The organism is Algoriphagus sp. SE2 (assembly GCF_039563885.1).
GTDB lineage: Bacteria > Bacteroidota > Bacteroidia > Cytophagales > Cyclobacteriaceae > Algoriphagus.
On sequence record NZ_JBCLWJ010000008.1, the window covers coordinates 31,980 to 45,283 of the forward strand.

General features: G+C 36.5%; 11 protein-coding genes. 9 read left to right on the plus strand and 2 right to left on the minus strand.

Features of this window, described 5'->3' with window-relative positions; all coding sequences use genetic code 11:
- Nucleotides 1-4: 4 nt before the first annotated feature.
- Nucleotides 5-433: an IPExxxVDY family protein gene (locus AAGF08_RS11170; RefSeq protein WP_343511248.1), complete on the minus strand. Its 429-nt coding sequence runs from the start codon at nucleotides 431-433 to the stop codon at nucleotides 5-7.
- Nucleotides 434-585: 152 nt separating this feature from the next.
- Between AAGF08_RS11170 and AAGF08_RS11175 the strand changes: the two genes are divergently transcribed.
- The 5 genes from AAGF08_RS11175 to AAGF08_RS11195 are packed head-to-tail and all read left to right on the plus strand — an operon-like array spanning nucleotide 586 to nucleotide 5,834.
- Nucleotides 586-822 carry an acyl carrier protein gene (locus AAGF08_RS11175; protein WP_057940051.1) on the plus strand — a complete coding sequence of 79 codons (237 nt, stop codon included), beginning with the start codon at nucleotides 586-588 and terminating at the stop codon, nucleotides 820-822.
- Nucleotides 823-841: 19 nt separating this feature from the next.
- Nucleotides 842-2,092, plus strand: a complete 1,251-nt coding sequence (gene fabF / locus AAGF08_RS11180) for a beta-ketoacyl-ACP synthase II (RefSeq protein ID WP_343511249.1) — start codon at nucleotides 842-844, stop codon at nucleotides 2,090-2,092.
- A gap of 7 nt (nucleotides 2,093-2,099) precedes the next feature.
- Nucleotides 2,100-2,840 (plus strand): ribonuclease III, encoded by a 741-nt coding sequence (rnc, locus tag AAGF08_RS11185; RefSeq protein ID WP_343511250.1) that lies wholly within the window; start codon nucleotides 2,100-2,102, stop codon nucleotides 2,838-2,840.
- A gap of 28 nt (nucleotides 2,841-2,868) precedes the next feature.
- Nucleotides 2,869-4,713 carry an NAD(+) synthase gene (nadE, locus tag AAGF08_RS11190; protein WP_343511251.1) on the plus strand — a complete coding sequence of 615 codons (1,845 nt, stop codon included), beginning with the start codon at nucleotides 2,869-2,871 and terminating at the stop codon, nucleotides 4,711-4,713.
- Nucleotides 4,714-4,715: 2 nt separating this feature from the next.
- Nucleotides 4,716-5,834 (plus strand): prolipoprotein diacylglyceryl transferase, encoded by a 1,119-nt coding sequence (locus AAGF08_RS11195; RefSeq protein WP_343511252.1) that lies wholly within the window; start codon nucleotides 4,716-4,718, stop codon nucleotides 5,832-5,834.
- Here AAGF08_RS11195 and yidD read toward each other — a convergent pair.
- Complete coding sequence (gene yidD / locus AAGF08_RS11200; RefSeq protein ID WP_343511253.1) at nucleotides 5,816-6,043, minus strand: membrane protein insertion efficiency factor YidD; 228 nt, start codon at nucleotides 6,041-6,043, stop codon at nucleotides 5,816-5,818. The two genes, AAGF08_RS11195 and yidD, sit on opposite strands and share 19 nt — an antisense overlap.
- A gap of 56 nt (nucleotides 6,044-6,099) precedes the next feature.
- Between yidD and AAGF08_RS11205 the strand changes: the two genes are divergently transcribed.
- From AAGF08_RS11205 to AAGF08_RS11220, 4 genes are all read left to right on the plus strand, one after another.
- Nucleotides 6,100-7,560, plus strand: a complete 1,461-nt coding sequence (locus AAGF08_RS11205) for a POTRA domain-containing protein (protein ID WP_343511254.1) — start codon at nucleotides 6,100-6,102, stop codon at nucleotides 7,558-7,560.
- Between the two features lie 79 nt (nucleotides 7,561-7,639).
- On the plus strand, nucleotides 7,640-8,455 hold the full coding sequence (locus AAGF08_RS11210; protein WP_343511255.1) for a hypothetical protein: 816 nt from the start codon (nucleotides 7,640-7,642) through the stop codon (nucleotides 8,453-8,455).
- Nucleotides 8,456-8,541: 86 nt separating this feature from the next.
- Nucleotides 8,542-10,554: a helix-hairpin-helix domain-containing protein gene (locus AAGF08_RS11215; protein WP_343511256.1), complete on the plus strand. Its 2,013-nt coding sequence runs from the start codon at nucleotides 8,542-8,544 to the stop codon at nucleotides 10,552-10,554.
- 64 nt (nucleotides 10,555-10,618) lie between these two features.
- Nucleotides 10,619-13,054 carry a zinc-dependent metalloprotease gene (locus AAGF08_RS11220; RefSeq protein ID WP_343511257.1) on the plus strand — a complete coding sequence of 812 codons (2,436 nt, stop codon included), beginning with the start codon at nucleotides 10,619-10,621 and terminating at the stop codon, nucleotides 13,052-13,054.
- Nucleotides 13,055-13,304 lie beyond the last annotated feature (250 nt).

The following is a 13,304-nucleotide window of genomic DNA, read 5'->3' on the forward strand; positions in this document are numbered from 1 at the left end:
AATATTAATAAGTTAACAGGTTCTCTTTTGATTTAAGTTTTGAAATATCCAGTTTGACAATATTTTGAACGAATGAATTTTTTGCCAATTGGTTTACAAATGTATGAATACTAGTCTGAAAGGTTTCATCCTGAACCAAGAGGAAATAATCCATAAATTTAAGTTCTGGAATCAAATAGGTGACTTGGTGCTCATTGTTTAAAGCCTTATTTTTAAGTAACTGGATAAATCCATGTGGTAAAGAAAGGAAATATTGTGATATTTTCAGACTTGGAGAGGTAAGAAACTCTATTTCCAAATCTTCTTTTTTTACTAGATTTAAATCTAGGTCACGGTTGATGAGCCAGGCCATTTTATAATCCTTTACGGGGGACTGGAGGCCAAGTAGCTCAAAATCGTACGTATGTTCAATTAGTAATTTTGACTTCTTCATGAAGGAAGAAAATAGATGGTAACAAAGTTAAAAATTTAAATCCAACCTAACAGAAGAGTCATTTATAATTAAATTTACTTGAGTCTTTTCTTTGTCAATTAGGTATTAAATATATTTCTTTGCGAAGTGTTATTAACTAAACTGATCACAAAATGTCTGAAATTGCACAAAAAGTAAAAGCCATCATTGTTGACAAACTTGGCGTAGAAGAGTCTGAAGTGACTTTAGAAGCAAGCTTCACCAATGACCTTGGAGCTGACTCTCTGGACACCGTAGAATTGATCATGGAGTTCGAAAAAGAATTCAACATCTCAATTCCTGATGACCAGGCTGAGCAGATCGGCACGGTGGGACAGGCTGTTACCTATCTTGAGGCTAACGTAAAATAATAACCCATAAATTCATTTTATGAATTTAAAACGAGTTGTTGTAACAGGTATTGGTGCCCTCACCCCAATAGGCAATACGGTAGAAGAATTCTGGACCGGATTGATTAATGGGGTGAGCGGTGCTGCGCCGATCACCAGATTCGATGCATCTCTTTTCAAAACTCAATTTGCTTGCGAAGTCAAAAATCTTGACGTCGAAAAGTTTATTGATAGAAAAGAAGCGCGAAAGATGGATCCATTTACACAATATGCCATGATCTCTGTTGAAGAGGCCATGAATGATGCAGGTTTCGATTTAGAAACTATCGACAAATCTAGAGCAGGTGTAATTTGGGGATCCGGTATCGGAGGACTAAGAACGTTTCAAGATGAAGTGACATATTTTGCCAATGGTGATGGCACTCCTCGCTTTAATCCTTTCTTTATTCCGAAGATGATTGCTGACATCAGTGCAGGATTCATTTCCATTAAATATGGTTTTAGAGGACCAAATTTTGTAACTGTTTCTGCTTGTGCTTCAGCTACTAATGCTTTAATTGATGCGTTTAATTATATCAGGTTAGGTAAAGCTGATATCTTTATCAGTGGAGGTTCTGAAGCTGCAGTTACTGAGGCAGGAATTGGAGGATTTAATGCAATGAAAGCATTATCCCAAAGAAATGAGTCTCCAGAAACGGCTTCAAGGCCATTCGACAAAGACAGAGATGGATTTGTCTTAGGAGAAGGAGCTGGAGCTCTTATTCTCGAAGAATATGAGCATGCAAAAGCTAGGGGAGCTAAAATTTATGCAGAACTTGTAGGCGGAGGTATGTCTGCAGATGCTTATCATATTACTGCACCACATCCTGAAGGCTTAGGAGCTAGTACAGTAATGAATATTGCGCTTGAAGATGCAGGTCTATCACCAGAAGCGATTGATTATATCAATGTCCATGGAACTTCCACCCCTCTTGGTGATGTGGGTGAGACTAAAGCTATTGGACAAGTTTTTGGAGATCATGCCTATAATTTAAATATCAGCAGTACAAAATCTATGACCGGGCATTTACTAGGTGCGGCAGGAGCTGTTGAAGCCATCGCATGTATACTTGCCATTAAAAATAGTCTGGTTCCTCCTACTATCAATCATTTCACTGATGATGAAAACTTTGATCCAAGGTTAAATTTGACCTTCAATAAAGCTCAGAAAAGAGAAATAAATTTTGCTTTGAGCAATACATTTGGATTTGGTGGTCATAACTGTTCCGTCATATTCAAAAAATATAATTAAACCGAACTTGAAAATTCTTCAAAGACTCGGAATCAATACACTCTTCTTTAACAAAAAAGATAAAAGGCTTGCTGCAAACATCAAGATGATGATGGGTAGCAGGCCTTTTAACATTACACTTTACAAATTAGCCCTTACACCCTCCGGATTAGCAGAAGAAACTCGTAAAGGTTTCAAGATTTCGAATGAAAGACTCGAATATTTAGGAGATGCCATTCTAGGTGCAGTAGTGGCTGAATACCTATTTAAGAAATATCCTTACCGAGATGAGGGTTTCTTAACAGAGACTCGCTCTAAATTAGTAAATAGAGAATCTCTCAATTCAACAGGAATAAAAATAGGCTTGAAAAAAGTATTGAATCTTGAAATTGGAGATCGTACGTTTATTGGTAACAAATCTCTGTATGGCGATATCCTTGAAGCTTTCTTAGGTGCAATTTATTTGGACAGGGGGTATAATTTTACAAAGAATTTTATTCTCAAAAGAATTTTGCTCCACTTTGATTTAGAAGGAATGATCGCTACAGTCACAAATTATAAAAGCAAAATTATTGAGTGGTCACAAAAAGAGAATAGGGCGATTGAATACAAAGTTCTTCACGTTCACGGAAATCAAAGATTTAAAGAGTTTATAGTTTCTTTGGAGGTGGATGGAGAAGAAGCTGCACAAGGAAAAGGCAGCACCAAAAAGAAAGCTGAACAAGAGGCTTCTAAAAATGCATGTGATTATCTGAATATTACCAACTAGAGCCTTACTTTTACGTTCATTTCAATTCATGAAGTCACCCATAAAAATTGCAGCTGCTACCGTCAACCAAACTCCTTTAGATTGGAACGGAAATCTTGACAGAATCATTCGAGCGATTAAAGAAGCAAAATCCGAAAAAGCAGAAATCCTCTGTTTACCGGAGCTAGCAATTACAGGCTATGGTAGTGAAGATTTATTTTTAAGCTATTGGTATCCACAAAAAGCAGTTAGTCAACTGACAAAGTTGATTCCTGAATGTGAAGGAATCACAGTTGCCGTTGGTTTACCTGTGAGAATTCAAGAAAAAGTTTTCAATACAGTTGCAGTAATTGAGAATGCAAAGCTCAAAGGCTTCGTGGCTAAACAATACATGGCTATTGATGGCGTTCATTATGAATTCAGATGGTTTACTCCCTGGAAGGCAAATGAAGTAATACAGATTGAGATTGAAGGAGAAAAGTTTCCTTTTGGAGATCTTACATTTTACCATCAGGATATTCATTATGGATTCGAGATTTGTGAAGATGCTTGGAGAGGTCCTATTCGTCCGGGATATCGGCTGCATGAAAGAAAAGTTGATCTGATTTTCAATCCTAGTGCCAGCCATTTTGCAATGGGAAAAACCAAAGAGCGGAAAGAATTGATTTCCAAAAGCAGTAAACAATTTGATTGCTTTTACTGCTATGCAAATTTGTTGGGAAATGAATCAGGGAGGATGATTTTTGATGGGGAAATAATGCTTGGTAAATCTGGCAAAATCATCTCAAGAAATCAATTGCTTTCCTTTCAGGATTTTCAGGTGAAAAGTTTTTACCTCGAAGAGAAAGTTCAGGAAACTGCAGAAATTCAAACGAAGGAAGAAGAATTTGTCCAAGCTGCTTCATTAGGTTTATTTGATTATTTACGTAAAAGTAAAAGTCATGGTTTTGTCCTTTCTTTGAGTGGAGGAGCCGATTCTTCAACGATAGCTATCTTGGTTTCTGAAATGGTAAAAAGAGGAATTCAAGAACTTGGAATTGTTCTTTTTTGTAGGAAACTAAATATTCAACTTCCTCCATCACAAATCGAAAACATTGAAAAATTCTTGGTTGGGGAGTTACTTACGACTGCATATCAGGGAACTGTAAATTCTTCAGATGATACTTTCAATAGTGCCGAATCACTCGCTTTGAGTATTGGTGCTAAATTTTATCACTGGAAAATTGATGAGGAAATCAAATCCTACACTAGTAAAATAGAAAAAGCTATAGGAAGAAAGTTGACCTGGGAAAAGGATGATATTACACTACAAAACATTCAAGCAAGAAGTCGTTCTCCAATCATCTGGATGCTGGCTAACATAAACAATGCATTATTGCTTTCCACCTCGAATAGAAGTGAAGGTGATGTAGGTTATACAACAATGGATGGAGATACCAGTGGTAGCATCTCTCCTATTGCAGCAGTGGACAAATATTTCATTTTGCATTGGCTATCTTGGGCCCAAGAAAATTTAAATCAGCCTGGACTAAAATATGTAAACTCTTTACAGCCAAGTGCAGAGTTAAGGCCTTTGGATAAAACTCAAACTGATGAAAAGGATTTAATGCCTTATTCGGTGATAGTAGAAATAGAAAAGTTAGCAATTCGGGATAAAAGGTCTCCAATGGATATTTATTCAATCTTAGTAGATGAATTGGACATTGAATCATCCATGCTAAAATCATATATTAAAAAATTCTTCAGTCTTTGGTCCAGAAATCAATGGAAAAGAGAACGGCTTGCTCCTTCATTTCACTTAGATGAATTTAATGTAGACCCAAAAACCTGGTATAGATTTCCAATTTTGTCCGGGGGGTATCAAGAAGAACTAGAACAATTAGATCAACTGTAACTATGATTGAATCAATGCTAAATTATGTCGTCTGGGATCCGAATCCTGCAGTATTTGCCGGATTTGAACGATTAAGATGGTACAGCTTATTATTTGCATTGGGATTTATTATTTCTCAACAATTCATGGTTTATTTCTTTAGAAAAGAAGGACATAATGAAATGTTGGTAGATAAACTCACTATTTATATGGTTTTAGCTACCATTATCGGAGCGAGACTTGGACATGTTCTTTTTTATGAACCGGAAAAATACCTTAGTAACCCAATTGAAATATTGAAAGTTTGGGAAGGTGGTCTGGCCAGTCATGGTGCGGCGATTGCCATTCTTTTTGCTTTATGGTTATACTCAAAAAGGACCCCGGGCCAAAGTTACTTGTGGGTTGTTGATAGAATCGTAATCGTTACGGCCATGACTGGAGCACTCATCCGTTTTGGAAACTTGATGAATTCAGAAATTGGGGGAAAGGATACAGGTTCAGATTATGGATTTGTCTATGCTTGGGATGCCGATGAAATATTACAAACTTTAAGGGTGCCGATTGAATCAATCAATGCTTATAAACCTAAAGGCCGTGATTCCGAATTAATGAATACCGGAATTGTTCCTGTAAATTTTGATTTAGAAATAACAAAAGGGGGATATTCTTTGGCAGATTTAGAATCTACTTTGAGAAGAGATATTAAATATGCATTGACCCAATTTAATTCTTCTAAAGAGTATTTAGCTGAGCCAATAGAACCTCCATTAAATTTAACTATTACTGACAAAGGCGACTATTATCTGGCAACTGTAAAAACATTTGGAAGAACGAAACATCCTACGCAGATCTACGAATCAGTTTCCTATTTCGTCATTTTCTTGATCCTATTAGGCATTTGGAATAAATACAAATCTAGGCTACCTGAAGGTATTTTATTGGGACTGTTTTTGATTTCAGTTTTCGGGATGCGATTTGTTTGGGAATATTTTAAAGTTGTACAGGTAGATTTTGAAGAAACTATGGCTTTAAATATGGGACAGCTTTTAAGTATTCCACTAATCATTGCCGGAGTAATCCTAGTAGTACGGGCTTTAAAAAATGGATTGAAACCAGAAGAAAATCATGGAACAGGATCATGACCATGACCACCCCAAGGGTTACAACTCAAAATTCTCTTGATACCAAGCCATCCCCCCTTGAAAATACCGTGTTTCAAAATAGCTTCTTTGGTATATTGACTGCACGTTGGAGTATACCTACAACTAGCAGGAAAAAGAGGAGAAATGGTGTATTGGTACACCAAAACGGGAAATATGGCTATCTTTCGAATTAAAGTTCTAAAAGTCATCTAACGCCCTGTTGAATTACTATAGTTAACCAAAATTACTCAATCAGAATTCCCTCTTGTCAATTAATATTAGAAATATACTTATTCTCTTATTATTTATTTCAACCCTCAGCCTCGGCTTTGGGCTAAATAAATCTTATGGGCAAATAGACACTTCTTTCAGTCCTGCAAATACCAGAACACCAGAAAGAGTGAAGGTGAATAATATATTTATTATTGGAAATGAAAAAACCAAAAAGAGCATCATTCTTAGGGAGCTTGATTTTACCACTGATTTCTTTTACGACTGGGAGACTTTTTTAGAAATTATTCAGGCTGATCAAAAAAAGATCTACAATCTTCGCTTATTTACAGAAGTTGAAATCACACCACTTATCACTGGTGAAGAAGAGGTAGAGGTAGTTATTACTGTTAAAGAAAGGTGGTATATCTTACCCAATCTTATTTTTAAATTGGCAGACAGAAACTTTGCGGAATGGTGGACGAATCAAGGACGTGACTTCTCGAGAGTAAATTATGGAATTCGATTGAGCCACAGCAACGTTGCAGGAAGAAATGAGAAGCTTAGATTTTCTGGACAGCTTGGATTCACAAAAGCACTGGATATTCAGTATAGCAAACCATATATTGACAAAAAGCAAAAGCATGGATTAGCAGCTCAATTTACTTTTTTCAATAATAAAACACTTGCAGTCCGATCTGAAAATAACAGACAAGTATTTTACACATCCCCAGAAGAGGACATACTTAGAAAAAATATTGCTGCAGCACTTAGATATACCTATAGACGAAGCTTCTACAATTTCCATTTTGTTACACTTGGATTTAATCATACCTGGGTAAGCCCTCTGATCCTAGATGAAAACCCAAATTATTTTCAGCATGGATCTAATACCTTGAGGTATTTGTATATGACTTACTCTTTCCGACATGACAGAAGGGATAATGTAGCATATGCAACAAATGGAGAGCTTTTGGTATTATCTGCAACTAAGTATGGAATTTTTTATACGGATGAATTAGATGAAATTGAAGTAAACCTGACCGCAAATAAATATATTAAGCTTAACGATAAATTTCACTTTAACACGGGTTTAACAGCAAACTGGTTTTTGAGTGAAGACCAACCTTATACTCTTGTGAGAGGGATTGGTTATAGTCCAAATTTCATTCGTGGATATGAATTAAATGTAATTGAGGGTCAGCAGCTCTATGTTCACAAGAATAGTTTCAGATGGAAATTTTTTGATCGAGATTTTGACATTTCCAACCAAGTTCCACTAGAGCAGTTTAGCACCATCCCAATTAGACTTTACCTAAGCGCCAATTTTGATCATGGATTTGTTAAAGATCGAAATGAGATTCCGGCAAATGCTAGATTAGCAAATAAATATTTAATGGGATATGGCCTAGGAATAGACATGGTAGGCTTTTATGATTCTGTTCTAAGGTTTGAATATTCTTTAAATAATGTGGGAGAAGGAAATTTCTTCTTCAACTTTAAAACTGCTTTTTAGATAGAAAAAAATATTAGTTAAATTAACTAGATAAATGAATTTTTATTTAAATTTATAGTTCATTTAAGTTTTTCTAGTTATGAAGCGATTGACTTTTTTATTCTTCGCTTTTGTGATTTGCTTCAACTCCAAATCTCAAACAGGTCTATTAACTCAGGCCCATGGGGCTAGAAGTCAAAGTATGGGCAACTTAAAAGTAAACCTTCAAGATGCTTGGACAATTTTTAATAATATAGGAACACTTGATCGAATTGAAGACTCACATATTGTTCTTGGGGTTGAAAATAGATATGGACTTAAAGAACTAAGTACTTTTGACTTGGCTGTTGCTTTAAAAACAGAACTCGGTTCTTTTGGATTTAACTTATCCAGATTTGGAGGCAAACTTTTCAACCAACAAATGCTAGGAATTGGTTATTCTCAAAAATTGGGAATAGCTAGCTTTGGATTAAAAGCAGATTGGTTTCAAACCCAAATTCAAGATTTCGGAACCGGGAATTCACTTGTTTTGAGTATTGGAGGAGTTGCTGATTTAGGTCCCAAAATTCAATTAGGAGCCTATTTTTCAAATTTAAATAACTCCAAAATAAGCAGATATTCTGAAGACCGGCTTCCCACACTGATTTCGATGGGGATTTCTTATTTCCCTGTTTCAAGTTTACAATTCCACTTAGAAGTTGAGAAAGATATTTTACTCAAACCAAATGTCAAATTAGGCTTAGAATATGGTATTAGAGACTGGTTTTTTTTGAGAACTGGGATCAATAGCAATCCTTCTAAAGTAAATTTCGGGTTCGGGGTCACCCCGGGAAAATTCCATTTCGATTATGGTTTCGGACAAAACAATGTGCTTGGAAGTACACATCAAATAAGTTTTGGATATAAATGGAATTGAGGAAATTGAAATTTGAATCTATTTTTTTGATTTCCTTTTTGGTTCAAAATCTTTATGCCCAAAACCCTCCCCAACCGCAAGTAAATTTGGAAAACTTAATAGAAAGACTATTCCCTGTTCAAGATGAAGACTTGGATTACGAATCTATTTATGAAGTACTTTTTCAATTATATACTAACCCTATCAATATAAATCTGGCGAATTCCGAAGTACTGCTAGCAAGTTACTTATTAGCACCAGATCAAATATCTTCCCTTTTGGAGTATCGAGAAAAATCCGGCCCATTATTATCCCTATATGAACTTCAAGCGATCCCAAAATTTGATTTACCTACAATCAATCAAATCCTACCATTCATTACATTGGGAGGTTCACAAATCCGATATCCTAATAATCTGATTAAACGAATTTTTGAAGAAGATCAGTCTTATTTATTATTTCGTCATCGCCGAATTTGGGAAACTAGAAAAGGATTTACACCTGTAGATAGTTCAAGTTCAGGAATTCCGAATAGTCGCTATGCTGGCGATCCTAATGATTTATATCTACGTTTTAGGATTCAACATAGCAGAGATTTTAGCTTAGGAATTACCCTTGATAAGGATTCTGGTGAACAATTCGTTTGGGACAGTCAAACAAAAAGATATGGTTTTAATTTTTTTTCATTTCATTTCACGAAGTACCAAATAGGAAGATGGAAAGTAGTCAGTCTTGGTGATTACCAAGCACAGTTCGGTCAGGGTTTAGTATTTGGAGCAGGATATTCTTTTGGGAAAGGTTCGGAAACAGTCCCAACTGTCCGGAGAAGCAGTGTAGGGATTTTACCATACACAGCTGCATTGGAGTTCGGTTTTTTCAGAGGAGCTGGAGCTACTTATCAGTTTGGCAATTGGGAAAGCAGTCTAATTATGTCATCTGCACCAAGAGATGGAAGATCAATTATATCCACAGACTCAGAGCAAAATGAAATGGAAACCATTTCCTCACTAAGCCAAAGTGGCCTACATAGAACCGCAAGTGAAATTTCAACCAAATCGCAATTCAGAGAGTCAAATTTGGGAGGGAATCTTCAATATTCTATAAATAGAAAAACACAGTTTGGGGGAAATCTACTTTTTACACGATTCAACAAACCTTGGATAAAAACACCTACAGTTTATAACCAATTCGATTTTTCAGGAATCAACAACTGGGTTGGAAGTATTTATTTTAATCACAACTGGAAAAATTTCTTTCTATTTGGAGAGACAGGGATTTCAAAATCTGGAGGAAAAGGGTCAGTATTTGGCTTCATTAGTAGTCTTAGCAAGGAAGTCGATATTTCATTTGTTTGGAGGAATTATGCAAGGGATTTTCATAGCTTTTATGCCAACGCTTTTTCAGAAGGAACTAAGCCAATGAACGAAAAAGGGCTGTATATAGGAATCCAAATAAAGCCTTCGACTAATTGGAAAATAAATGCCTACTATGATTTTTTCAAATTCCCTTGGCTTAGGTATCGGGTATATTCTCCATCTCAAGGCTATGAATGGTTAGGAAGACTGAGTTATCTCCCGAATAAACGAGTAGTAACCTTTCTACAGATTCGAACAGAAGCAAAAGAAAGGAATATCTCTGATTCTGGCGAGCCTAGTCTCACCTATCTAGTTCTACCGATTAAAAAATCCAATTTGATGCTAAGTTTAGAATATCAACTGAGCGACAAATTGTTTTTAAGGTCAAGAATCTTATCAAGCAAAGTCCATTTCAATTCAAAAAAGACTAATGGATTCATGATCCTTCAAGACGTTCGATACGGGCAAAATCAATGGAGGATCACAGCCAGAGCAGCTTTATTTGATACTGATGATTATGATAATCGACAATATACTTTTGAAAACAATGTGCTTTGGGCATTTTCAGTTCCAGCATTTTCAGGAAAAGGATTAAGATATTATTTGTTGGGTCAATACAAATTCAACTCTCAGCTTACATTCTACTTTCGGTTTGCCAAAACAAGCTATGCTGATAGAAAAGAAATCGGATCCGGACTTCAAATGATTAAGTCATCACATCAGACAGAAAGTACATTTTTAATTAGATATATGTTACATCGGTAATTTTCCATCAATGGTACAATCTTGAGGCTGTTTTTTTAATAATTTGTCAACAAACCACTAAACCATGAAAAAAATACTTTACGCGAGTTTCATTTTACTACTCACTCTATCTTCAGCAATTGCCCAGGAGGTGGATTTAAGCAAATTCACCAAGATGGAAGGATTTGTCGATTTCTATCTTGATGAAGAAAAAGGTAAAATCTACCTGGAAATCGAGGATCTCGAGAAAGAATTTCTATACGTCAGTTCCTTGACTGCGGGTGTTGGGTCAAATGACCTTGGACTTGATAGAGGACAATTAGGTCAAACTAGGATAGTTGAATTCAGAAAGACTGGAAACAAGATTTTTTTAGTTCAGAAAAATTACGACTATCGGGCCTATTCTGATAATCCAGCCGAGGTAAAATCGATCAGAGATGCCTTCGCAGAATCCACTCTTTGGGGATTTGATGTCACCCAAGAAAATGGAGACTCTTACATTGTCGAGGCGACAAAATTCTACATGGAAGATACGCATGGTGTTGGTACTAGATTGAGCAGAAGCCGACAAGGAACATTCAGAACAGATGCGAGTCGCTCCAGCCTGTACTATCCAACTACTAAAAACTTTCCTAAAAACACAGAAGTAGAAGCGGTGATCACTTTGACAGGTCAAATCACAGGCAGAGAGTTGAGTTCAGTTACACCGGGATCTGATGCTGTGACCGTTCGTCAGAGACACTCTTTTATAGAGCTTCCAGATTTGGATTATGAGAAAAGAGAATTTGATCCAAGAGGCGGATATTTTTCTATCAGCTACATGGACTTCACTACTCCTATCACCGAGCCCATTGTCAAAAGATTTATCTCCAGACACCGTTTAGAAAAAACTGACCCCAGCTCAGCTGTCTCTGAAGTCGTTGAGCCAATAGTTTATTATCTGGACCGAGGAACTCCAGAACCGGTAGCTTCCGCTTTAATAGAAGGGGGCAATTACTGGAGTCAGGCATTTGAAGCAGCAGGATTTAAGAATGCCTTTAGAGTAGAATTAGCTCCGGAAGGAATGGATTTAATGGATGTGAGATACAATGTGGTCCAGTGGGTTCACAGATCTACCAGAGGCTGGTCTTATGGGAGCAGTGTTAGAGATCCAAGAACAGGAGAAATTATCAAAGGTCATGTTTCTTTAGGCTCCCTTCGCGTTCGTCAGGATTATTTGATTACACAGGGGTTAATTCAACCATATGAGAATGGTGATGAACCTGACCCTAAAATGCTAAATCTCGCATTAGATCGTTTGAGACAGCTTTCCGCACATGAAATTGGACACACCATCGGATTGGCACATAGCTATGCCACCTCTGCTGAAGGAAGATCTTCTGTAATGGATTATCCATATCCTGTCATCACTCAAAATGCAAATGGTGATTTAGATCTTTCAAGTGCTTATGATCAAAAGATTGGAGAATGGGACAAATGGGCTATCAAATATGGTTACGGAACTGTCCCTTCTGGAATGACTGAGGAAGAGTTCTTGAATAAAACGTTGGAAGACACCTATGCAGCTGGCTACGAATTCATTACCGATTCTGATTCAAGAGATCCAAATGGAGCTCATCCTCGCTCACATTTATGGGATAATGGAGCTTCTGCCTCAGACGAGCTAAAAAGAATGCTGGATTTAAGAGCAAATAAGCTAAATACTTTTGGGTTGAATGCCATTCCTACGGGGACACCGGAGGCCATGTTAGAGGAAGTTCTTGTACCTCTTTATCTAATGCACAGATATCAGGTGGAAGCTACTACAAAAATTGTGGGAGGTATGGATTATTCTTACAAAGTAAAGGGAGATAATCAGCCAAATCATAATTGGGTACCAGCAAATGATCAATTGGAGGCATTAGACGCACTTTTATTAACAATTTCACCTGCCCAATTGGAAGTCCCAAGTCATATTCTAGCATTAATTCCTCCAAGACCTTATGGATTTGGAAGAACAAGAGAAACGTTTGTTTCAAGGACAGGGCCTATTTTCGATCCTATCGCACCGGCTGAAACTGTTGTTGATTTAACTTTCTCGTTTCTTTTGAATGAAACACGAATGAATAGACTGTACTTACAAAATCTACAAAACAATAGTCTACCAGGCTACCAAGCTGTTTTGGATCAAATTAGTAATCAGGTATTTTCCGGGAATCTACCTACTGGACTTCAAGCAGAAATTAAATTAATGACAGAAACAAAGCTGGTCGACCATCTTATCAATCTTTCAAAAAATGCCAATGCTTCTAATACTGTGAGAGCTATAACTAGAGCTCGATTAGACCAATTAGCAAATGGTGACGACGGATTAATTTCAAGATCATCTAATGCTTTATTAGGGCAACATTCTCAATATTTAGCCGCAAAAATCAATGCATTTTTAGAGTTACCTATGGAATTGACTGTTCAGGAAACATTAAAAGCGCCAGACGGATCACCTATAGGATCAGAATCAATGACCTGTGATTTTGATTATTAAATTTTACAATTTTAAATCAAGGCAGTACTAGATCAGTACTGCCTTTTTTATTCAAAATTGTACTCGTAGGTTGGAGCTTGATAACAGAGGTTTATACTCTTATCCCTTTTACCTGAAATCAGAATATTAAAGAGATCTGGGATTGATGTTATAAAAATGCTAGATCCTCTAAAAAAATCTCCATTGCAAATTGAAAGTGATGGGCTTTCAGATCAAAATGGTAAATTTAAAGTTGAGTAAAGTAAATCCG